The sequence below is a fragment of the Oceanibium sediminis genome (assembly GCF_003265325.1).
GTDB classification, from domain to species: domain Bacteria; phylum Pseudomonadota; class Alphaproteobacteria; order Rhodobacterales; family Rhodobacteraceae; genus Halovulum; species Halovulum sediminis.
On the sequence record NZ_QGNX01000002.1, the window covers coordinates 614,686 to 635,556 of the forward strand.

The 20,871-nt window shown below is 62.7% G+C and carries 19 protein-coding genes, 1 tRNA gene and 1 pseudogene; 6 read left to right on the forward strand and 15 right to left on the reverse strand.

Going from position 1 to position 20,871, the window contains the following annotated elements; translation table 11 throughout:
• Window positions 1–2 precede the first annotated feature (2 nt).
• The 4 genes from DJ029_RS08465 to DJ029_RS08480 form a co-directional block, all read right to left on the reverse strand.
• The gene (locus tag DJ029_RS08465; RefSeq protein ID WP_112321949.1) at window positions 3–1,085 is read right to left on the reverse strand and encodes a Gfo/Idh/MocA family protein; all 1,083 of its coding nucleotides are present in this window, start codon (window positions 1,083–1,085) and stop codon (window positions 3–5) included.
• A gap of 64 nt (window positions 1,086–1,149) precedes the next feature.
• Window positions 1,150–2,295 (reverse strand): ABC transporter substrate-binding protein, encoded by a 1,146-nt coding sequence (locus tag DJ029_RS08470; RefSeq protein ID WP_112321951.1) that lies wholly within the window; start codon window positions 2,293–2,295, stop codon window positions 1,150–1,152.
• Between the two features lie 47 nt (window positions 2,296–2,342).
• Window positions 2,343–3,167, reverse strand: coding sequence for an ABC transporter permease (locus DJ029_RS08475; RefSeq protein ID WP_112321952.1), 825 nt, complete (start codon window positions 3,165–3,167; stop codon window positions 2,343–2,345).
• Window positions 3,168–3,171: 4 nt separating this feature from the next.
• Window positions 3,172–3,957 carry an ABC transporter ATP-binding protein gene (locus DJ029_RS08480; protein WP_112321953.1) on the reverse strand — a complete coding sequence of 262 codons (786 nt, stop codon included), beginning with the start codon at window positions 3,955–3,957 and terminating at the stop codon, window positions 3,172–3,174.
• 198 nt (window positions 3,958–4,155) lie between these two features.
• On the opposite strand from DJ029_RS08480, the gene DJ029_RS08485 reads away from it, so the two are divergent.
• From DJ029_RS08485 to DJ029_RS21935, 3 genes are read left to right on the forward strand one after another with little or no spacing between them, the layout of a single operon-like run.
• On the forward strand, window positions 4,156–5,079 hold the full coding sequence (locus DJ029_RS08485; RefSeq protein WP_198671087.1) for a MurR/RpiR family transcriptional regulator: 924 nt from the start codon (window positions 4,156–4,158) through the stop codon (window positions 5,077–5,079).
• 9 nt (window positions 5,080–5,088) lie between these two features.
• Window positions 5,089–6,861, forward strand: a complete 1,773-nt coding sequence (locus DJ029_RS08490; protein ID WP_112321957.1) for an NAD(P)-binding domain-containing protein — start codon at window positions 5,089–5,091, stop codon at window positions 6,859–6,861.
• Window positions 6,862–6,920: 59 nt separating this feature from the next.
• Window positions 6,921–7,235: a hypothetical protein gene (locus tag DJ029_RS21935; protein ID WP_112321958.1), complete on the forward strand. Its 315-nt coding sequence runs from the start codon at window positions 6,921–6,923 to the stop codon at window positions 7,233–7,235.
• A 48-nt stretch (window positions 7,236–7,283) separates the two neighbouring features.
• Here the strand turns inward: DJ029_RS21935 and DJ029_RS08500 are convergent, their stop codons facing one another.
• Window positions 7,284–7,547, reverse strand: a complete 264-nt coding sequence (locus DJ029_RS08500) for an SRPBCC family protein (RefSeq protein WP_112321960.1) — start codon at window positions 7,545–7,547, stop codon at window positions 7,284–7,286.
• Window positions 7,548–7,853: 306 nt separating this feature from the next.
• Window positions 7,854–8,081 carry an ArsR/SmtB family transcription factor gene (locus DJ029_RS08505; RefSeq protein WP_112321961.1) on the reverse strand — a complete coding sequence of 76 codons (228 nt, stop codon included), beginning with the start codon at window positions 8,079–8,081 and terminating at the stop codon, window positions 7,854–7,856.
• 509 nt (window positions 8,082–8,590) lie between these two features.
• On the opposite strand from DJ029_RS08505, the gene DJ029_RS08510 reads away from it, so the two are divergent.
• A tRNA-Ser gene (locus DJ029_RS08510) sits at window positions 8,591–8,680 on the forward strand.
• Window positions 8,681–9,259: 579 nt separating this feature from the next.
• Here DJ029_RS08510 and DJ029_RS08515 read toward each other — a convergent pair.
• Window positions 9,260–10,780: a serine hydrolase domain-containing protein gene (locus tag DJ029_RS08515; protein ID WP_112321963.1), complete on the reverse strand. Its 1,521-nt coding sequence runs from the start codon at window positions 10,778–10,780 to the stop codon at window positions 9,260–9,262.
• A complete protein-coding gene (locus DJ029_RS08520; RefSeq protein WP_112321965.1) occupies window positions 10,777–11,544 on the reverse strand; it encodes a CPBP family intramembrane glutamic endopeptidase in 768 nt (255 codons plus the stop codon). The genes DJ029_RS08515 and DJ029_RS08520 overlap by 4 nt, the downstream gene beginning before the upstream one ends.
• Window positions 11,545–11,658: 114 nt before the next feature.
• Between DJ029_RS08520 and DJ029_RS08525 the strand changes: the two genes are divergently transcribed.
• The gene (locus DJ029_RS08525; RefSeq protein WP_198671088.1) at window positions 11,659–12,231 is read left to right on the forward strand and encodes a TetR/AcrR family transcriptional regulator; all 573 of its coding nucleotides are present in this window, start codon (window positions 11,659–11,661) and stop codon (window positions 12,229–12,231) included.
• 75 nt (window positions 12,232–12,306) lie between these two features.
• Here the strand turns inward: DJ029_RS08525 and DJ029_RS08530 are convergent, their stop codons facing one another.
• The 7 genes and pseudogenes from DJ029_RS08530 to DJ029_RS08565 form a co-directional block, all read right to left on the reverse strand.
• Window positions 12,307–12,699: a hypothetical protein gene (locus DJ029_RS08530; protein WP_112321969.1), complete on the reverse strand. Its 393-nt coding sequence runs from the start codon at window positions 12,697–12,699 to the stop codon at window positions 12,307–12,309.
• Window positions 12,696–14,006, reverse strand: coding sequence for a recombinase family protein (locus DJ029_RS08535; protein WP_112321970.1), 1,311 nt, complete (start codon window positions 14,004–14,006; stop codon window positions 12,696–12,698). The genes DJ029_RS08530 and DJ029_RS08535 overlap by 4 nt, the downstream gene beginning before the upstream one ends.
• A gap of 101 nt (window positions 14,007–14,107) precedes the next feature.
• A pseudogene (locus DJ029_RS08540) lies at window positions 14,108–14,539 on the reverse strand (DUF2924 domain-containing protein); the annotation flags it as partial.
• Between the two features lie 202 nt (window positions 14,540–14,741).
• A complete protein-coding gene (locus tag DJ029_RS08550; RefSeq protein ID WP_112321972.1) occupies window positions 14,742–17,063 on the reverse strand; it encodes a phage/plasmid primase, P4 family in 2,322 nt (773 codons plus the stop codon).
• Complete coding sequence (locus DJ029_RS08555; RefSeq protein WP_112321973.1) at window positions 17,060–17,284, reverse strand: helix-turn-helix transcriptional regulator; 225 nt, start codon at window positions 17,282–17,284, stop codon at window positions 17,060–17,062. The genes DJ029_RS08550 and DJ029_RS08555 overlap by 4 nt, the downstream gene beginning before the upstream one ends.
• A 170-nt stretch (window positions 17,285–17,454) precedes the next feature.
• Entirely contained in the window at window positions 17,455–19,389 is a 1,935-nt protein-coding gene (locus DJ029_RS08560) for a 7-cyano-7-deazaguanine synthase (protein WP_112321974.1), read from the reverse strand.
• Complete coding sequence (locus DJ029_RS08565) at window positions 19,379–20,158, reverse strand: hypothetical protein (protein WP_157966313.1); 780 nt, start codon at window positions 20,156–20,158, stop codon at window positions 19,379–19,381. The genes DJ029_RS08560 and DJ029_RS08565 overlap by 11 nt, the downstream gene beginning before the upstream one ends.
• Before the next feature lie 341 nt (window positions 20,159–20,499).
• Here DJ029_RS08565 and DJ029_RS08570 point away from each other — a divergent pair.
• Window positions 20,500–20,871: ParB/Srx family N-terminal domain-containing protein (locus DJ029_RS08570; RefSeq protein WP_232823015.1), on the forward strand; the 372-nt coding region annotated here is incomplete at its 3' end.

The window sequence follows — 20,871 nt, forward strand, 5'->3', positions numbered from 1 at the left end:
GGTCAATCCAGCGTAATCGCGCGTTCTTCCTTGATGCTCTGCTCGGCCGCCAGCACGATGCGCAGCGAGTTCACAGCGGCATCCATCGACTCCGACAGGTCCAGGTCCTCGCGGATCGCCTTGAGGAAGAATTCCTGCTCCCGGTCGCAAAGCTCCTGGTGGCCCGGCTCATCCTCCATCGACATGATCTCGTCCGGCTTCACGAAATTCTTGTCCGGCCCCACTTCGGCGTGGTGGTAGCGGATCGCGTCGGTCTTGGTGTGCTTGTCGATGTCGGCACTGTCCGAAAGCTTGCCCGCGTCGCTGCGCACCTCCTCGTTCGGAACGAGAGAGACGGCCCCCTTCGGCCCGACGATATCCTTCACGAAGAAGGCGGTTTCGGACATCATCGGCCCCCAGCCCGCCTCGTACCAGCCGACCGAGCCATCGTCGAAAGTCACGTGCAGGTGGCCATAGTTCTGCTTGTCCGCCGCATCCCACAGCGCCGCGCCGATGCCATGCACCCTGACAGGCTTTGCCTCTGTCAGCTGGCACATCACGTCGACGTAGTGAACACCGCAGTCCACGATGGGGATCAGGCTGTCGATCAGGTTCTTGTGCCACATCCACGCATCGCCCGAGGATTGCTGGTTCAGGTTCAGCCGCATCACCAGCGGCTTGCCCAGGGTCTTGCCCAGCTCGACGAACCTGATCCAGGACGGGTGCACGCGCAGGATGTAGCCCAGAACCAGTTTCCGGTTCGTTTCCCGCGCCTTGGCGACGACGGCCTCGGCTTCCGCGTTCGTGGTGCCGATGGGCTTTTCCATGAAGACATGGGCACCCGCGTCCATCGCCTTGATGGCATAATTGGCATGGGTGTTGGGCCAGGTGTTGATCGACACCGCGTCGGGCTTCAACTCGGCCAGCGCGGCCTCGTAATCCTCGAACAGCGGGTAGCCCGCCAACTCCTCCGGGATCGCCTTGGACTTGATCGTGCGCGAGCAGATGCCGACGATTTCAAAGCCCTCAAGCCGGTGATAGGCGCTGGCGTGCGATGCGCCCATGTTGCCAAGCCCGACAACGAGAATGCGAACAGGATCGCTCATGGCTGGTTTCCCTCCCCCTTGTATGGATCGGGCGGCGGAAGGTGCCGCCGCCCGGTGTCATGGCTCAGATGGACTGATCGAAGATCGAGGCGCGCAGCGCGTCTACGTCCACCGCGGCCAGGTCCTCGTTCACTTCGGCGGCTTCGGCATCGGCCTTGACCTGGTCGTGGTCGAAATCGTTCGCCCCCGGGATCAGGTCGTTGGTGCAGACCTCCGACGCCTGGATCGGCTTCGAGTTCTGGCCGATCTCAGCCGACAGGTCGAAGAACTGCTGCCAGCTGGCCATGTCGTGCCAGCCCCAGCCCTCGCGCTTGGACATGTCGCCGCGGAAGACGTTCATCTGCTGGATGATCGACATCAGCCCAAGTTCGGGGCCGAGGTTGGACGCCAGCGTCGGGAATTCCTCGAACACGGCCTGAACGGCAGCGGCGGGATTGTGATGGGCGAACTCCATGCCCATGGCCCAGCCGCGCAGGTACTTTTCAAGGAATGCCGTCTTGTCGGCGTCTTCCAGGTCCGAGCCGCGGATCACGAAGGTGTTGGCCGGCAGGGGCGAGTTCTGCACGCCCAGCCAGTACTCGAATTCCAACCCGGTGGAGATCCACTCCGCGCGCAGTCCTTCCCAGGACAGCGCCGCATCGCCCTGCCCCGCGGCAAGCGCGGTGCCCCAGGTCGGCCAGCCGGCCTCGATATAGGTGATGGTGGAAATGTCGACGCCCTGCGCGGCAAGCATCGGGTCCACGATGGGCTGCCAGGCGGCAGAGCCGAGCAGGATCGTCTTGCCCTCGATATCCTTCAGGTCCGACGGCCCCTCGCCCTTGCGGAAGGCAAGGCTGAAGGTGTCGAGCGCGCCCATGTGGAACACGGACTTCAGGTCCATCCCGTTCTCGATCCCGAAGGAAAAGACGCCGGGGCTGGGAAAGCCCATGTCGGCCTGGCCCACGTCAACGAACTTGACCGTCGCCGTGCCGTCGGACGGCCCCGGCTGCATTTCAACGTCGAGACCGTCGAAGTAGCCCATCTTCTTTCCGATCCAGAAACCGTAGTCATCCAGAACCTCAAGCGTGCCGCGTGGCGAGATCCAGGTGAACGGCCCGTCGTATGGCTCAGCCCGCAAGCGCGGCGCGCCAAGGCCAGTTACAATGACACCACCTGCGGTAACCTGGAGCAGTTGGCGCCGCGTCATCCCCGTGTTGGACTTGAATTTCATTTTCAGCCTCCGTTGTGAATACTGGTTGGGTTGCCGGGTCCGCTGCCTCACGCCTCCCAGCTTGCCCATTTCTTGCCGATGAAAAAGAATATCACGTAGATCAGGATCCCGAGCGTCGAGAGAAGCAGAACAACCCCGAAGAATTGCGGCATCTGGATCATCGAGGAATAGGTCGTCAGCCGGTTGCCCAGCCCGAAGCCACCGCCGACCATCTCGGCCCCGACGGCCGTCAGCAGCCCGAAGATCGCCCCGATCATCAGCCCGACAAGGATCATCGGCAGCGCCATCGGGGCGCGCACCTTCCAGAAGATCTGAAGCGTGCTGGCCCCGTAGGACCGCGCCAGCGCGATCTTCTGGGAATCGACGCGCCGAAATCCCGTGGCCGAGTTGATCATCACCATCGGCCCAGAGGCCAGCGCAACCGCGATGATGCGCGGCTCATACCCAAAGCCGAAACGCAGGATCAGCAGCGGCACCAGCGCCAGCATCGGCGTGGTGACAAGGATCAGTACGTAGGGCGCGATGATCTTTTCCGCGAAGGGAAACTGGGTGATGACCGCGGCCAGGACCATGCCGACCCCGGCCCCGATGGCGAAGCCGGAAAACAGCACCACCAGCGTATGGCCCAGGTGCGGCAGGATCAGCGGAAAGTCGGTGATCAGCGCGCTCACGATGGCCGAGGGTGGCGGCAGGATATAGAGCGGCACCTCGAAGATCCGAAGCGCCAGTTCCATTCCCCCGATGACAATGACCGCCGTGGCGATGATGGCAAGGATCTCCAGCCGCGTCCGCAATCCGCCTGTCCCGAAGGAGGACAGGGACTGAAACCCCTTACCCACGTCAGACCCAACGACACCGCCATCTTCGCTCATCCGATCACCCCTTTGCTTCCGCCAGTTTCTTCGCCTGATGGCCGTAGATGTCGCCCTTGATCCTGTAGGTCAGGTCATAGGCTTCCTTGCCGGCCATGATCTCCATCGTGCGCGGGCGTTCGAACGGAATCTCATACTCGCTCTGAACGCGCCCGGGACGCGGGCTCAGCACCACGACGCGATCCGACAGGAACAGCGCCTCCTCGATGGAGTGGGTGATGAAGACGATCGTCGTATGGGTTTCCATCCAGATTTCCTCGACGAGCTTGTTCATCTCGTCCCGCGTGAACGCGTCCAGCGCACCGAAGGGCTCGTCCATCAGCAGGACGGACGGGCGCAGCGACAGCGCCCGCACGATGGCGGCGCGTTGCTGCATGCCACCGGACAGCTCGCGCGGGAAATTGCGCTCGAACCCGGTCAGTTGGACCCGTTCCATCAGGTGCTCGATCCAGTCCCTGTCGGGCGTCTGGCCCTTGATCTCGAACGGGAACAGGATGTTGTCCATAAGGTTGCGCCAGGGCAGCAGGTTGGCGTCCTGGAACACCAGGCCGATGTCGGGGTGCGGGCCGGTGATGGGCTTGCCGTCCAGCAGGATCTGACCGTCCGTCAGATTATGCAGACCCGACATCGCCCAGAGCAGGGTCGTCTTGCCGCAACCGGACGGCCCGACGATGGAGACGATGGTATTCGGCGCAACATCGAATGAACAATTCTCCAACGCCACCCTGTCGCCATACCGCATCCCGGCATTCCTGACGGCAAGCTTCGCCTGCGCTGCATATTCGCCCATTAAATCACGCCCCTCCGTCCAGACCACACCAACTGAATGGCGACTCGACAGGGAAAGTCTGTAACTAACTTACAAACCTGTCAATAACCTATCGAGAACAGGTAAGTAGCCAATAAACTATGGACAAAATCGATATTTCTGTGCGTAAGTAACTTACAGAATCAGATTATGCGGAGCGGATTGCGCAAAGGACAATGCATGTCACCGACCGAAGAAACCGCATCATATGGCGATACAGCGGCCCGGCTTCCTGACATTATCGGAAAGATAAAGGACACTTACTCCGAGCTGCGCCCCGCCGAACAATCCGTCGCGAACGCGATCCTGTCCGACGTGCAGGAAGCCGTGCGCGCCAGCAACGCCGAGATCGCGCTGAGGGCCGGCGTCAGCCAGCCCACGGTGACCCGGTTCTGCCGTTCCATCGGCTGCGAAGGGGTCCGGGACTTCAAGTTGCAGCTTGCCCAATCCCTGGCCGTGGGCGAGGCCTTCCTCGCCTCGGGGCCGACCGAAACGCTGCCGGGCGAACACCCGCCCTTCTGGGGATCGGTCCTTGGCGAGGCGCGCGCCGCCATCCGCGAGGTTGAACGCCAGGTCCCGCCCGAAGACGTGCTGAAAGCCGCCGAGATCCTGTCCAATGCCGGGCGCATCGCGACCTTCGGCGTCGGCGGCTCCTCAGCCTCGCTCGCGCTGGAGGCTCAGGTCCGGCTGTTTCGCTACGGGCTGGCGGTGGAGGTCTGCAACGAGCCCTACATGGCCCGCATGACCGCGGCCACCCTGAAGCCGGGCGACGTGTTTCTCGCAATCTCCGCTACGGGCCGCACCCCGGAGGTGATCGAAGCGGTCGAGGTCGCCAACCGCTACGGCGCAAGGACCATCGCGATCACCAGCCCGTCCTCGCCGCTGGCAAACGCCGCCTCGCTGACCCTGTCGGTCCATATCGCGGAATACCCGGACGCGCTGACCCCCTCGGCATCACGCTTCGCCTTCCTGGCGATCCTGGACGTGGTTGCCGCCGGCACGGGCTACCGGCTGGGCCCGAAGGCGCGGGAAAACCTACGGCGGATCAAGTTCAACATCATGCATGCCCGGCAAAGCGAAGCGCTTGAGCCACTGGGAGACTGAGAGGCAACTATGGATAGGGAAATCGACACCTGGTTGCAGGCGTTGGAGGCTGCGCTCAAGACTGGCGACAGCGGCAAGGTGGCGGCACTGTTCGAACCCGGCGGGTACTGGCGCGATCTTCTGAGCTTCACCTGGAACATCGTGACGCTGGAAGGGCGCGACGCGATTGCCGACATGCTGGACGCCTGCCTCGCCCACACCGCCCCCGCGAATTTCCGCCGCACGGGCAAGGCGGAGTCCATGGAAAACGGCGCGGCCGCCTGGATCAGCTTTGAAACCGCCAGCGGGCTGTGCCAGGGCCGCGTCACCCTCCGCGACGGGCTGTGCCACATCCTGATGACCGCGCTGGACGACCTGAAGGGTCACGAGGAACCGCGCGGCCACCGCCGCCCCCTTGGCGTGGCCCACGGCAGCGGGCGAAACCGGAAGACCTGGTCCGAAAAACGGGCCGAAACCATCGAGCGACTGGGCACACTGGACCAGCCCGAGGTGCTGATCATCGGCGGCGGCCAGGGCGGGGTCGCCCTTGCCGCACGGCTCAAAAGCCTCGGCGTGCCCGCGTTGATCGTCGAGAAGAACCCGCGCATCGGCGACAGCTGGCGCAACCGCTACCGCAGCCTCGTTCTGCACGACCCGGTCTGGTACGACCACCTTCCCTACCTGCCTTTCCCGGAGACGTGGCCCGTCTTCTGCCCGAAGGACAAGATCGGCGACTGGCTCGAAGCCTATGCGCTCATCTTCGAGCTGGACGCCTGGACCTCCTCCAGCTGCGAGAACGCGCAATGGGACGCCGAGGCAGGGCACTGGCACGTCACCGTGGACCGCGCCGGGGAAAGCGTCGCCCTGACACCGCGCCAACTGGTCTTCTGTACCGGGGCCTATGGCCCGCCCAACGTGCCGGACTTCCCCGGACAGGAGGATTTCGAAGGCACGATCCTGCACTCGGCCGACTATGCCTCCGGCGCGGACTGGGCTGGCAAACGCGCGGTCGTCATCGGCGCGGGAAGCTCGGCACATGACGTTGCCGCCGACCTGTGGGAAGCAGGCGCGGAGGTGACGATGTACCAGCGCCGCCCGTCCATCGTGGTGCGCTCCGAGACGCTGATGAAGCATGGTTTCGATATCTATTCGCAGGACGCCGTGGACAACGGCATCACGACCGAGAAAGCCGACATGCTGGCCGCCGCGACTCCATATGCGCTGTTCACCGGATGGCAGAAACGGCTCTATGACCTGATCCGGCGTGAGGACGCGGACTTCTACGCGCGCCTCGGCCGCGCCGGTTTCAGTTATGATTTCGGCGAGGACGACAGCGGGCTGATGATGCGCGCCCTGCGCACGGCGTCTGGCTACTACATCGACGTGGGCACCTCGACCCTGATCGCGGATGGCGACATCGGCATTGTCTCGGGGGACACGATCGAACGGCTGACCCCGGGCGGCATCCGCTTCAGCTCGGGCCGGGAAATCGAGGCCGACCTGATCGTCGCCTGTATCGGCTACCAGTCCATGAACGAGGCCGTCGCCGGCATTGTCGACCGCGACACCGCCGATCTGGTCGGCCCCTGCTGGGGCCTCGGCTCCGGCGTCCGCGGCGACCCGGGCCCATGGCTTGGGGAATTGCGCAACATGTGGAAGCCGACGGCCCAGGAAGGGCTATGGTTCCACGGCGGAAACCTGGCGCTGTCGCGATTCTACTCCCGCTTTGTCGCACTCCAGCTGAAAGCCCGGCAAGAGGGGATCCCGACGCCTATTTACGAGGCCATACCAGGTTCGGCTTAGGCGGGCAGGTTCCCGCCCGCCCCGGGGAAGCGGTAGACGCGCCACTTCGAGACCGGAGCTTGCCGAAGCTGACTCTAGAGATAGCCGCAGACCTCGGGCGGACGGTCCTACCGATCGTGCAGGCCATTCAGAATGAACCGCGGAAAGGCATCGAGCTGGGCGGGGTCGAGATCAAGGCACGCGACCGATACCGCGACGGCATGCTCGGAGCCGCTTCCCCCTTTAGTCGGTCGTGCGTTTTCACCCCGCAGAACCGGCAGGAACAATGGGTGATGACCGCTGCGGGGAACGGCAAGATCCACGAGCGGGATTTCGTGCAGCTCGAGCAGTTGCACCGGATCGTCAGCGTATCCGGCGCCATCGACGCGGTATAGCGCACCGCGCCGCGCCACAGTGGCAACCGCCGGTTAATACTTCTGCGGTCATGCCCGCACCTTCGCCGCATCCACCGCCGCGGCGAGGCGATCCAGGCACTCCCGCCAGCCCTGGCTGTGTCCGTCGCGCTCGGCAACCTCGGCGAACCCGCCCTGCACGAAGTTCAAGCGGGTTCCCGCCCCGTCCGCCCGGAACGTCACGCGGACTTCAGTTTCCGGGCCTGCTCGACCGCCTTCGATCCAGACGACGGAGAAGCGCAGCAGCTGCGGTCTGTCGACCTCCAACACCATGGCCGATTGCTGGAATACCACCCCATCGGGGGCTGGTCATTACGATCGACCATGTCTCGCCGGCTCACGCGAGCCAGGCCTGCACCTCAGCCCGAAACGGCCTACCCGCATCGTCCTTCGGCCCCCACCATCCCGCCACGTGGTCAGCAGTGCTTCACAGCGTAAAACATTCGCCCGGCGTCAGTGCGATATGGCGTTCGATCACAAGATCAGCGGTCATCCTTCCGCTCCATCTCATGCGTTTCCCGGCTTTGCCCGGCGTAGTCGGCCAAGCTGTCCAGCTGCCCCGCCAGAAATGCTCATAGTCCTTGGCAAGTCTGCGACGGCCTACAGCCCGGCAGGGTTGAGGCGGCAGGGCCGTGTCTGGGCAACGCGCGACCGGCTGATCAACACCGCGTTCTCGAGTACTTTCAGACGGGAGCTGATCGTCGGCTGCGCCAGGTCGAACTGATCGACCAGATGCGAGACAGTCGCCTCACCGTTCGCCAGATGCGCGATGATACTCCGCCTTGTCGGGTCGGCGAGGGCCGTCAGGGAAGTGGACTGGTCAATCATGTGAATTGATTGTCATCTACATATTTACTTGCCAATATTTGGCGATGCCTCGCCATCGCGCTTCGGCGAGTGGGACTCCAAGGTTTAGCAGGGCGGCACTGCCGGATCCGCTTGGCATGAAAAAGAAGTGCTGGGGACACCCTTTTGCGGCTCGGCTATTTGAAGGTCAGCGCAGGCTCGCCAAAGGAGCGGAAGGTCTTTGCCGTCCCCGGCATGGAGTCACGACGAATTTGCCTCCCTCGCACTCGAAGGGGACAGGAAAGCATGCAACAACGTGATTTTCTACACGTCTGTCGAGGCGCCAAGTCACACGGTCATTGCTGCTTCTCACGGCACGATGACCTCTCTGCACAGTACATGTTGCGCCTGTGAAAAGATATCCTCAAAGGTCTATGCCCGGCCCCACCATGCGCCGCTGTGTCAACCTGCCGGGCCGCGACGACGAATTATCGCAGGCACCGGAATTTTGGCCTTGTTCTATTTGCCATTCCACTGATAGACCGACCGACGGAGACGTGGCCGAGTGGTCGAAGGCGCTCCCCTGCTAAGGGAGTAGACGGGCAACCGTCTCGAGGGTTCGAATCCCTTCGTCTCCGCCACTTGTCCCCGCGAAAGCGTTCTCCCGATCCGGCTGCGGCCGGACTTTTCCGTTGTTTTCGAGGGTTATGCGGGAGGGGCTGAACACCGACCGCTGAGCGAGACAGCAAAATCTGTTCTCTCAGGCGCCGTATTCTCCGAACCTCATGACTGCGCTGATCTGGTGCAGAGCTTGTAGCTATCTGAAATGGCGTCGCTTTTCTAAGCGGCGACCTGAACACTTCGATGCCGGTGGCACTCGCTGAGTTGGAACAGAAATCGAACGTTCGCCATTGCGGTCGTTCGCTGCGGCACACCCAAACGACGGGCATGCGGACAAAGGCGACTCCTGCAGTCGCGGCAAGCGCAGTTTCGGAAACTCGCTACCGATCTTCGCGCCTGCAGCGCAGAGGCTTCGCCATCGCAGCGAGGCTTCCCCAGACCGGTCATTGGCAGACGTCATACACCGCCGAATCCGATGCTGACATTCGCGGAGCCGGTGCCGAATTGGGAAGATGCGGACGAGGCATCTGTTCCCCCGCGTGGATCAATGAAGTTGTTCCTGTTTGGCGCAGCAGATCAATTTGGGGAACGATGATCGGTCATGTTTCATTCGTTTGGTCAATCTTCGGAAAGATCACGCGCAGAACCATCGCGAGAACCAGGCAGGTGAACGCCCAACTCACCCAAACAAAAGCGGTCGGCCAGGGATCAAAGCGGACCGTGTAGAATGTCGGGGGATAGCCCAGGAGCCCGAGGGGAATGTCGGTGTACCAGAAGCCCCACCAAGCGACGACGACGAACAGCAGGGCGGCGACCACCAATCCGCGCCATGATCGAACGCGGTTGATGGGACCCCTTGTCCCTTTCGCCCAATCGATTACCGGCCGCGAACCGACCCAGGAACCTACCGCGAATAGGAAGGCCGCCAGCCCCCAATGAGTGTTGCGGATCAGGTAGAGCTGTCCGCAGAGTGGCCTCAGCGGATCACCTTGCAACAACTGGCTCCACGGGCAGGCGATGTCGGCGAACGCGCCCGCAGCGGCCCTGTCACTGTTGGTCAGGATGACCAGCGCCGCGCCTAGGTCGGGTATCGTAAAGACGATTGGCTTGAAGCCGCGATGATCGCCCGACTTCCGCCCAACGAGGACACCTGTGCTGATGTCGAGATTGTAGCCGAGGCCGATGAGGGTCTCGTCGTCGGTGAAGGGATAAGGCGTGAAGGTCTCGGTCACAGCGCCGGGCGAGATGACATCGCGTCCGCGCGGCTCGCCGCTCGGCCCTGTCATTCCGGCTGCCAGAAAGCGCGCGAGGTCACCCGCCGTTGTTTGCAGGCCGCCCGGCGCCGAAGTCGCGTGTTCGTAGTGCGGCAGGGGATTTCCAAACCAATCATGTCCGGTGGCCGCGCGATCCCGAAGCTCCGGCGTCCACTCGAAGCCGCTCGATCTCATTCCAAGCGGCTCTAGGATCTCCCTTCTTGCATACTCCGGGAAGGGAATGCCGGTAATCTCTTCGACGGCCATCTCAAGCAGAGCGTACCCCTTCGAGGAGTAGCGATAAGCTTTGTCAGGCGAAAACGATACCTGAATCGGGCCGCCCTCCAATACGGCTCCGTCGGCGGCTTCCCGAAGCGTCGGAACGGTCTCACCGGGCTCCACACCGGGGTCGCCCCCGAAGTTGGTTCCAGCGGCATGTGCGAGAAGCCGGCGCGCTGTAACCTGAGTATGATCGAACTCCGACGGCGGAAGCGACCAGTCGGAAATGTAAGTCTCGATCGGTGCATCCAGGTCCAGCAAACCCTGCTCTGCGAGGCGCAGGACGGTCCATGTGGTGACCGGCTTCGCGACGGAGGCGGCCTCGAAAACGGTGTCGATCGTGACGGGCGTTCGCCCATCCATATCTGCTATCCCGAAGGCGCCTTCCCATACGACTTCTCCACCACGAACCATTGCGACCGCTGCGCCGGGAACGTCGTGCCGAACGAGAGCCGCGGGAACCGCCGCCTCCAGAGCCGCGATCAATGCCGCGTTGGACGCAGAGCCGTCTTCGGAGCCGGCCGGCATGGACAGACTGGCGAGAACGATGGCAAGGAAACCGCACCGCGCAATGCCCGCGCCCGTCACTGCGCCGACCCCGAGTTGCGCGTGGTAAGCAGATCGTTCTCCGTGACGCCGGACAGCAGGTAGAGACCAACAACCAGATTGACTACGGCGAGCGCGAGGTGGATGCGGACGTCGATCGCCTCGGCGACAAACGGGCCCGCCGTGCCAGAGGTCACATAGATGTAGTCAACGAGCGTGTGCAGGAAGATGAGCGGTAACAGGCTGCCGGTTCTGAGGAAGAGCGCACCATAGAGCACCGCGAAGCCGAAGGTGGCACCGAACTTGTCGATCCACTCTATGGTCGAGAATTCCTCAAAGAAGGCGTTGGTCAGGTGGCCGGCGCTGAAGATCGCGGCAGCGATCAATACCGCGCCCCATTTGCCGTATTTCATCAAGACCGGGACCGCGATGCCGCGGCCGAAGCCTTCTTCGCTGACGCCGGTCGCGAGCACCGCTAGGAAATAGAACACCGCCCAACCAGAGGCGATCTCGACGCTCCCATAAAGGAGCGCCGGAACGAACAGGACCATCGAAGGGTAAATCAGTAGATGCGCATTGCGGACCGTGCCTGTCAGTCCGCTCATCCGCCGCCAGCCCATGGCCCATATGAACCACAAGATGAACAGCGATTGGGCTGTCGGAATGATCAGGCGCAGTGGGGTCAATTCGAGCCCCAGAACCCGTGCGACCGCCACAAACGGAATAGCCAACACTGGCTGCAGGATCGCGAGTGTGATGACGAACACGAGCGGATATTCTCCGGCGAACGCGCGAAGTCTGGACATGGATGCCGTCCCATGTGCGGCTGAATAAGAGTACGATGCGTTTCGTAATGATTCTTGTCAAGCGCTGCGCGGTAGCGTCAAATGCCGTCGAAGCAGACCCGAGATCAATTTTTCATGGAAGACGACCGACCGAAACGCGGCCGACCGAGAAGCAGCAAATCGCGCGAAGCGATCCTAAACGCGGTGCGCCAAAGGCTTCTGGCCGATGGGTATCTCCGGCTGACGATGGAGGCGGTGGCCGCGGACGCGGGTGTCAGCAAGGCCACGATCTATCGTTGGTGGAAGACCAAGGGTGAGCTTGTTCTGGAGGCCGCGGAGGCGGATATCTCGATCGGGCGCGTCCCCGAAACGAGGGATCCGCGCGCCGATGTCGCGGCAGCGATAGACCAACTCGTCGATACCTTTTCGCGGCCGCTCGCCTCGATCGTCATCTTTGCCGCCATTACGACCGGTGGGAACGACCCGGTCATGGCGCAAGTCTTTCGCGACAGGTACGTCTATCCTTGGCGCGTGTCGGCTGCGGAGGCGCTGGCGCGTGCGCTGCCAGGTGGCCACGCCGGTGCCAGCGACGTCCAATTCCTGCTCGATGTTGTCGTTGGAACTGTCTTCCAGAGAACCCTGGTGCTCAAAGAACCGAACACCTCCGGATTGAAGCACAAGCTGATGGCGCTGATCCTCCCACAATGAGGTTGAGCGCTGCCTAGCTGATGGCTGCAAAGGGCTCGATCCGGCCGTTCGCCGCAACCAGCACGTACGGCCGCCTCAGCCGACGCGCGCGAAGTGATTTGGCTGCTCCGCCCATTCCATCGGGAATGGCTCCAACAGCCGAGCCAGCGTGGCCTCCGGCCCCTGCTTCCCGTCCAGGATCGCCTGGATGATGTCTGGCGAGAGCAGCGTGAGCCGCAGGACGCGGGTCATGTAGGAGGGTGCGATCCCCTCGCGCTCGGCCAACTCTGCGATGGTGGCGAACTCCCCGGTTTCGAGCATCCTCTTCCATCGGAAGGCGCGCGCCAGCGCCTTGACCAGCGTGTTGTCGGTCCGCCGCGAGTGCGTGGCGCCTTCCGGCAAATGCATTTCCTTCCGCCCGCCGCGCTTCACGACGCGGAATGGGACATGCAGCGTCAAGGTTTCGGGGATCGGTGCTCCGCGCGTCATGCTGCTGCGCCCATATTGCCGGCCAGCATCTCGCGCGCGAGGCCGCTTAGTCCGTCGACGTGCAGGCGCACGTTGAGCCCGTCCGTACCGATGTCCACGCGCTCGACCAGCAGCGCCACGATACGCGCCTGCTCGGCGGGGAACAGTTCGTCCCACAGCGGGTCGAGCTGCAGCAAGGCCGCGCGTGCGTCGGCCTCGGAGATGTCGTCGGCGTGGGCACGTGCCGCCTTCCACGTCCCCGCAACGATCTCGGGCTGGCGGAACACGGCGCGAAGCTGGTCGATGACGGCGGCCTCGATCTCCCCTGCTGGCACGCGGCCCACGGGGCATGACCCGGCACCGTGCTTCAGCACTGTCTGGCTGACATAGTAACGGTAGAGCTTGCCGCCCTTGCGCGTGTGCGTCGGCGAAAAGGCGGCGCCGTCTGGACCATAGATCAATCCTTTGAGCGGAGCTGGCGTGTCGGCCCGCGTGCGTGCGGCACGCTTGCGAGGGCTTTCGGTCAGGATCGTGTGGACGCGGTCCCAGGTCTCCCGGTCGATGATGGCGTCGTGCTCGCCGGGATAGCTCTCGCCCTTGTGCACCGCTTCGCCGATATAGGCGCGGTTGTTCAGCATACGGTAGAGGTACTTCTTGTCGATCCGGTTGCCGCGCGGCGTGCGGATGCCGCGCTTCGCGACCTCGCGGGCCAGTTCCGTGCCCGATCCGATCTCGAGGAACCGGGCGAAGATCCAGCGGACATGCTCGGCGGCTTCTTCATCGACCACCAGCTTTCGGTTCTCGACCTGGTAGCCATAGGGCGGGACGCCGCCCATCCACATGCCCTTGCGCCGAGAGGCGGCGACCTTGTCACGGATGCGCTCGGCCGTGACCTCGCGTTCGAACTGCGCAAACGAGAGCAGGATGTTCAGCGTCAGCCTGCCCATCGACGTGGTGGTGTTGAACGACAGGGTGACGGAGACGAAGGTCACGCCGTTGCGGTCAAACACCTCGACCAGCCTGGCGAAGTCGGCCAGCGAGCGGCTGAGGCGGTCGATCTTGTAAACGACCACCACATCGACAAGCCCGTCCTCAATGTCCGCCGTTAGCCGCTGCAGTCCGGGGCGTTCCAGCGTGCCGCCGGAGATACCGCCGTCGTCATACTGATCGCGGACCAGTACCCAACCCTCGGAGCGCTGGCTGGCGATGTACGCCTCGCAGGCCTCGCGTTGGGCGTGGAGCGAGTTGAACTCCTGCTCCAATCCTTCTTCGGATGACTTGCGCGTGTAGATCGCGCAGCGCTGCTTGCGGACGATGGGTTTGGTCATGCGCTCCTCCGATGGTTCTTCTCCCGGTCCGATGCTTGCGCATCGTGCGTACGGCGCTGCGAAGGCTCCACTGGAGCCTCTGCTGGCCTGCGGCCACCGCGCCTTAACCCAAAGAACACCCAGCCGTTCCAGCGTGTGCCGGTGATGGCGCGGGCAATGGCCGAGAGCGATTTGTAGGGGCGTCCCTGCCACTCAAAACCGTCGGCGGTGACGGTGATGATATGTTCAACCCCCTGCCACTCGCGCATCAACCGTGTGCCGGTGATCGGCATTACATCTGCGCGGAGGCGGCTCTTTTTGCGGTCACCGCCGTCGAGGTCTTCGCCCAGCCGCTCCAGCCTGCGAACGGTCTCGGGCTTCAGCCCGCCATAGGCCAGTTCCTGGATGCGGTAGGCCAGCCGGCTCTCCAGGTAGCGCCGATTGAAGGGCGGTGGCTCGCTGTCGAAGAGCTCGCGCCACTGCGCCTTCAGCTCCGGCGTCGGCGTGGTCTTCAGCGCGGCCAGGCGCGCGGGGATGGGATCGTGGGTCGTCATGCGGCATTCCTCTTCGCTTCTGCAGTGGTTGCATGACCGCTCTTCGGTCTCCGGAAGTGAAGCGAACTCTCTCCGGCGGGGACCGCTTCTTCTCTTGACTGGCCCGCGATCAGTCGAATGAGACCAAGCGCGAGTATCGAGCAGAGTTCGGAACGACGCTCCATGGCGGTGAGGTGGTTCGGATGGATTGGATTGGGGCGCTTCATGCGTCGTCCCTCCGCGCGGCCCCGCGCTGTCGGGCGATCGAGATTCCGCCCCAGGCACGGGCCTTGGCCGTCTTGACGGGAATGAAGCCCCGCTCCCGGAGCGCGCCCGCGAGCGACTTTTGTGATCCTGTCTCGATCCCGGCAGCGTCCGCCCATGCCCGCCAACTCATAAAGAGTTCTGCGGATGTCGCGCGCCCATGCGCGGAGATGGCGCAGCACTCGCGGATCCACTGCCCCAAAAGGTCTTCCTCTTCAAAGTATTCCTGGGCAGCGTCAGTCACTGCAGATGGTGGAGCCAGCCCCACCCTGCGCCATTCGGAGAGGCCTTTGAGCATCCAACTTAGGATGCCGCCCAGTTCTTTCTCGAGCGTCGTGTGGAGGTCCTTGTCGCGGTTCTCCGGAGGGATGGTCACCGTGAACGGGACCAGATGCAGGCGCCGGCGCATGGCCTCGCCGACGCCGCGCAATTGCGGCCGGTGGTTGCCCGCGACGATCAGCTTGAACGTCGGAACGAACTCGAAGAAGTCCCGGTGCATAAACCGGGCCCGGATCGGATCGCCGCCGGTGATGGCCTTGATCCTGGTCTCTGCCCATGCCCGACCGGACTCGGTTTCGCCGACGGTCACGAGGCGCTTGCCCCGCAATCCCGCAAGGTCCGTCGGATGGCTCGTCGACTTCGAGGCCATGAACGTCTCGAGCGGCGCCGTGGCCGCATACGACGCCAGCACCCGTGCCAGCATCTGAAGGAACACAGATTTCCCGTTCGCGCCGCTACCGTAGAGGAAGAAGAAGACCTGCTCTTTGTTGGACCCGGTTAGACAATACCCGGCCAAACGGGCCAGGTAGGCCGCCAACTCGGCATCACCACCGGTAACCTCCGCAATGAAGCGGGTCCAGCGGGGGCAGTCGGTGGAAGGAACTGCCCCGGCGCGGCAGGTCATCATCCGGTCGCGTACGTTGGGTACGATCTCGCCGGTCTCCAGCTGTATGATGCCAGACGGCGTATTGAGGAGATCCAGGTCCACATCCCAGTCTTCGCTGAGGGCGACAATGTCCGGATCGCTCGATGCGATCCGCTCAACAGCCTCGATCGTCCTTCGGTTGGCGACCCGCCGTGCTTCATGGGGCTTGAGATCCCGTGCCGCGGCGCGGCATATGTGCCGGATCAGTTCCCGAACATGCCCGGTTTCGTCTCGGGTCCAATGCGTGCCGGACCAGCGAAACCAACAGCCCCAGGCGCGGACATATCGCCAATCTGCCCCATGCCGTTCTACAAATCGCTGGGCCAGAGCATCTTCCGTCAGCACATCCCCTACGGTATCGACAACCTGGAGCGAGAGTGGGTTTTCGAGTTTGGCCCATACTGCGTAGTTCTCAGCCCGGTCCTTGCCGAGCAAGGCTTGGAACTCACGATGCAGCCGGCCCTCATCCCATGGCGGCGCTATTAGCGCCTGATTGTGGGCAGACACCGCTTCAAAAGCAGCGTCCACGCTGACGTTGCCGAAGCGGGCCATCCTGATCCAGTGACCCATCACCTTTGATAGGGCCTCGAAGCGGGTGATGCCGCTGCCGCCACCCGCCTGAACCGGTTGCATCATGAGAGAGCGGGCCGTCTGTCGCCTGGTTTTCAAACCTGCCTGTTGGGCAATGCCATCCATCGCCGGCATGCTGTCCACCAGCTCAGCCAGATCCGAAAGCTCCGCTTCGCAGCTGGATGCGTACAGGATCCGCACCGGGGTCCGAGTCCCGTTCTTGGCGTGAACGGATCCGGCAACGCGGATCGGTTGATGCAGGCTGCCAAAGGAGGGATCGGCTCCGACCTTCTTGGCTATCGCCCGCCGCACGTGCGCAACGACATCCAGATCAGCCTCCTTGGCCGCTTCGGTTAGTCGCCAGTACAAGTGCCGTTTCTGATGTCCGTCATCCGTGACGCCGCCGGAGGCAACTTCCAGCGCAGGTCGCCCGAGATGGCGGACGAGATAATCGCGCTTCGCATCTATGTCGCCGCTGTCGAGATCGACCGGAATCACGGCGGTCTCCGCGATGTCTACCGCGCGGGCTCGGCCGCTGACCGGGACGGTCGCGGGAACGACATAGAGGCCGCGCCAATCTTCGGCAGCATCTCCGGCCAGCCTGGCGAGCGTGCCGACAAGGTCATTTCCCACCCGGACATATTCTGACCGGGAATTGGCATTGCCGTCCGCGGTTTCTCGAAGCAGTCGGATCGGCACATATCCTTCGAGATAGCTAAAAACGCAGTCAACGAACTCACCGATCGCTTGGGCGTCAGGATGAGGATGAAGGGTCTTGCTACTCATTGTGCAGCCTCCCCGCCGATGCGCCGGGCGTTCTCAAAAGCCACGACATCTTCGATGTGGTAGAGGATGGCTTCCCCGATGCGCAGGTATGGCGGACCATTCCCCGCGATGCGCATGCGCTGAACCGTGCGAAGTGACCGGCGCCAACGCGCAGCCAGTTCCCGCTCCCGAATGTAGGACGATAAGAAGTCGTCAGTCGTTTGCCACTGCTCGTACGTCATCTTTCTCTCCATTGGCCCGCTTAGGGCGTGATGAGAAAAAATTACGTGAAATCAGTGGTATAATCGTGCTCCGCATCATGTCGTGTAATGACGCCGGTCCTTACATATTGACGCGCGGAGCCCCATGAAAAACAGCGTGTCAAGCCGCGCGTCCTTACAAAAGGCTGGTGCTATCCTTTCAGGCTGGCATTTGTGCGCCGTGCGGATCCCGATTCTATTGCCGCGTGTTCAGTGTCCTCGGGGTCGTCGATCACCCGGCAGGTTGGGTCGATCCGATAGCCTTCCGGTTTCCGGCTTTCGATAAGCAGCGGCGCGGGGGGAGGATCTCCGCAGACGGCCTCATATAGCTCAGCAAGGGTTGCGTGGCACCGGGATATAGAGGTCCAGATGCTCCCCTTCGATTTGCCCAGGGCCTGCGCAAGCCTGCCCGCGGTCGTGAACGCGTAGCGCTCGGGCGCACGCCTGGCGTCCAGATCTTTGTCATACTGAGGGCGGAGGATATGGGCGAGCCTGGCCGACGTGCGACGAAGTTCGCCGAGGTTCCTGATCGTGACGATCGGATCGTTGCCCTCAGCGCGGAACGAGATTTGCAGTGGCAGGATATCGGCGCCTTCATCATGATCGGGGACATACGTCGCCTGGATCTCGATTGGATCGGTCGACACCCTTGGAAGGGTAACAGGGGAGACCCGCGCATCCACCACCATGCGCAGCAACGCGGTTTCCGGCAGTGCCCGATCAAGGAGCGCCGCACTGAGCGTCCGTATCGCTTTATCCAAGGCGCGTTTCACGGCAAGGCCGTGGCGCTGCTGCAAGTCGAAGCATTGGCGCGCGACAATACTGGCCGGCTCCTCCTGAAAGCCTTCCACGATGCGGCCAATTTCATTGCCGAACCGCTCGCAGAACAGTCTATAGTCCATATCGGCAAGGCGAAGCGCATGAAGCGTCCAGTCCAACGCCATCGTCATGGAGCGTTCCACCGGCCGTTCCGCTGTGAGGACCTCGGTGTCGTACATGTAGTCGACCTCATGGTCGTCGAGGTCCGCGGCGAGTATTGCGAAGCGGCGGTCGAGGCATTGCGAACAGGTTCCGCAATGGGGGTGAAGTTTCGATTGCTCGCGGACATGAGCACAGCTCACTGAGTGTCGGATATGGGTCTCCCCTCCGAACTCCGCGATCTTGCTGACAACCTCTGCCTTGGTCAGCCAGGCGTAGGGCGTCCGGATCTCTATCGGCGTCTGGCCGAGCTGGTTCAGAAAGGATTCGAGCTTCCTCAGACTCAGTGGATGGGTGGTCCGCGTCGCCATCGTACCGATGACCTGCGGGCTGATGGGGAGGTTTTGACTCACAACACCGTTCTCATAAAAGGTGATGCTGCGCGCACCCAGTATGTTGGCCACCACATAACCCAGCGCCCCGAAGAGGAAAGAACGGGACCGCTGGGTTGTTTCCTTGGACTTTGTTCTCGTGAGCGTTGCTTCCACTGGAATGTGCAGAACACGACCCGGAAAGCGATCTATCAATGCCTTGGCAAGGTTTGTCTGCGCAGAAATCGTTTTCTGGGCCGACCGATGTGTGACAAGTGCAACCCGTCCCTCCGTTGTCGCCAATGTCTCCAGGGCACCAGCAAAGGAGTCCAGGCCGCCGGAAAACAGGATAACGTTTTCGATCGGTTCTGCGCTCTCGCCATCGTCGAAATCGAAGTAGTCCTGAGGAATATTTTCCGCCTGTCGGCTTTCGAAGACGAAACTCGTGAAGTCGTCCGTCATGAATTCGACGCAGTCGGCCAGGGCTTCGGCGACGCCCGGACGGGTCCAGATGTCCGGCCGGCGCACCGGGATGGCGAACTCGAATGGTCGCCGCCAGCATTCGCCGAAATGCGCCCGCGTATCCCCGCCTCGGGAGGTCCGGCTGTCCGCAGCAAATATGGTCGCGGCAACGTCGAGCAGGTCCAGCAGTACATCATCGAGGGGTGCCAGGAGGTTTGCCGATATACGGTCGGATCTGAGACGGAAGTTCGGGTCGTTCCCGTTCACCCGTACCGTAAAGCGATAGGCGGGTTTACCATCGACAGGCGCGTGGCTGACTCGGCTTTCAGTGCTCATCGTGCTTCCGCCTCAGTTCCTCGGTAATCTTCTTGAAGGCGATCGCTCCGAATGCTGCCGCCCGTGCTGCGCTGATCTCGCCGTCCCGGAAGATTGTCTTTCCGTACCAGCCGCCCGCGAATTCGCTGATGATGCGCGTGGCCTCGGTCGCGTACTGATTGAGAGCGGTATCGAACCGGGCCCGATCCCCACCGCCGTGAAAGCGATGATCCGACCCGACATGCGTGGAGAGGGTGCGACTGAGCCAGGAGGCCATCGTCTCGCTCAGCAACCGGGTGAAATAGGCCCGTGCCAAGCGGGAAAACTGCGCCGATCCGGAGAGCTTCCGGGCGACATTCCGGACGTCGGATGGTGTGGCCTCGAACAATCCGGGAAGCTGGTCACCAATCTGCCCGTTCAGCGTGCCCAGAAGTGCGCGACGGCTCAGTTCACCGAAGTCGCTGCGCGCGTGGTGCTCGCGTGCGAAACGGTCGAGGTATGCGCCAGCCGCCGAGGTAATCTCGATCAGGTCAGGCGTGTCGCCGACGACAAGGCCCAGAGTCCGCAGGGTCTTGCCGAACTGCTCCCCTCGCGCCGCCTGCGGGATCATGCCGAGCAGTCGCACGCTTTCGACGAAAATCGGATCATCGGGTGCGGACTGGAGGTCCCGTTCAACCGCGACCGCGCTGGCTGCAATGACCTCCTCCGTCGGCGCGTGCTCCGTTAGCAGTTCGACAACCTGCCGCCACCTGATTGTGTTCGGCAGGACGCCGAGATGGATGTGCCCCATCGCCGGCTCCCCCATGCCTCGGTTCTTGTTCAAGACATGCAACTGGAGGCTGCGCTCAAAGTCAAAATTCCCGCGCACGCTTGTGACGGATAGTGACGGATAAGCCTCAAACCTCTCTCACGCGCGCGCGTGTAGAAAAGTTTGGTTTTGAAGCGTCCCAATCCGTCATTCGGCAGTTAGCCCGGTGTATCCTTGCGGCAGACCTAGAACTGAGCGTGTCGCATGGTGTTCTTGGTTGGCGTGGATCGTGCATTAAAGACGTGATTTCAATAAGTTAACGGGTGGTGTATACTGGCGAAGAGCAGCAAATCAACCGAGCAAATTCCAAAGGGGGTATGGGAATGGCCGGCAATGAACGGGGGGCGACTGCGGTTAGCCAAAGGCGGATTGAGGCGCTCATCCCCTATGCGAACAACGCGCGGACGCACAGTCCGCGCCAGGTCGATCTGATCGCGGGCTCGATCCGGGAGTTCGGCTTCAACAACCCGGTGCTGGTCGACGGGAACAGCGGGATCATCGCGGGGCATGGCCGGGTGCTGGCGGCGCAGAAGCTGGGCCTGGCTGAGGTTCCGGTGATCGAGCTGGCGCATCTGAGCGAGGCGCAGAAGCGGGCCTATATCCTGGCGGATAACAAGCTGGCCGAGCAGGCCGGCTGGGATCGCGACCTGCTGGCGCTGGAGGTTGCGGATCTGTCGGAGCTCGGGATCGAGCTG

Excerpts from the sequence above, each read along its gene's own strand:
- DJ029_RS08465 (WP_112321949.1), bottom strand. The coding sequence starts at position 1,085 with ATGAGCGATCCTGTTCGCATTCTCGTTGTCGGGCTTGGCAACATGGGC.
- DJ029_RS08470 (WP_112321951.1), bottom strand. The coding sequence starts at position 2,295 with ATGAAATTCAAGTCCAACACGGGGATGACGCGGCGCCAACTGCTCCAG.
- DJ029_RS08475 (WP_112321952.1), bottom strand. The coding sequence starts at position 3,167 with ATGAGCGAAGATGGCGGTGTCGTTGGGTCTGACGTGGGTAAGGGGTTT.
- DJ029_RS08480 (WP_112321953.1), bottom strand. The coding sequence starts at position 3,957 with ATGGGCGAATATGCAGCGCAGGCGAAGCTTGCCGTCAGGAATGCCGGG.
- DJ029_RS08485 (WP_198671087.1), top strand. The coding sequence starts at position 4,156 with ATGTCACCGACCGAAGAAACCGCATCATATGGCGATACAGCGGCCCGG.
- DJ029_RS08490 (WP_112321957.1), top strand. The coding sequence starts at position 5,089 with ATGGATAGGGAAATCGACACCTGGTTGCAGGCGTTGGAGGCTGCGCTC.
- DJ029_RS08505 (WP_112321961.1), bottom strand. The coding sequence starts at position 8,081 with ATGATTGACCAGTCCACTTCCCTGACGGCCCTCGCCGACCCGACAAGG.
- DJ029_RS08520 (WP_112321965.1), bottom strand. The coding sequence starts at position 11,544 with ATGTCCAGACTTCGCGCGTTCGCCGGAGAATATCCGCTCGTGTTCGTC.
- DJ029_RS08525 (WP_198671088.1), top strand. The coding sequence starts at position 11,659 with ATGGAAGACGACCGACCGAAACGCGGCCGACCGAGAAGCAGCAAATCG.
- DJ029_RS08530 (WP_112321969.1), bottom strand. The coding sequence starts at position 12,699 with ATGACGCGCGGAGCACCGATCCCCGAAACCTTGACGCTGCATGTCCCA.
- DJ029_RS08535 (WP_112321970.1), bottom strand. The coding sequence starts at position 14,006 with ATGACCAAACCCATCGTCCGCAAGCAGCGCTGCGCGATCTACACGCGC.
- DJ029_RS08550 (WP_112321972.1), bottom strand. The coding sequence starts at position 17,063 with ATGAGTAGCAAGACCCTTCATCCTCATCCTGACGCCCAAGCGATCGGT.
- DJ029_RS08555 (WP_112321973.1), bottom strand. The coding sequence starts at position 17,284 with ATGACGTACGAGCAGTGGCAAACGACTGACGACTTCTTATCGTCCTAC.
- DJ029_RS08560 (WP_112321974.1), bottom strand. The coding sequence starts at position 19,389 with ATGAGCACTGAAAGCCGAGTCAGCCACGCGCCTGTCGATGGTAAACCC.
- DJ029_RS08565 (WP_157966313.1), bottom strand. The coding sequence starts at position 20,158 with ATGGGGCACATCCATCTCGGCGTCCTGCCGAACACAATCAGGTGGCGG.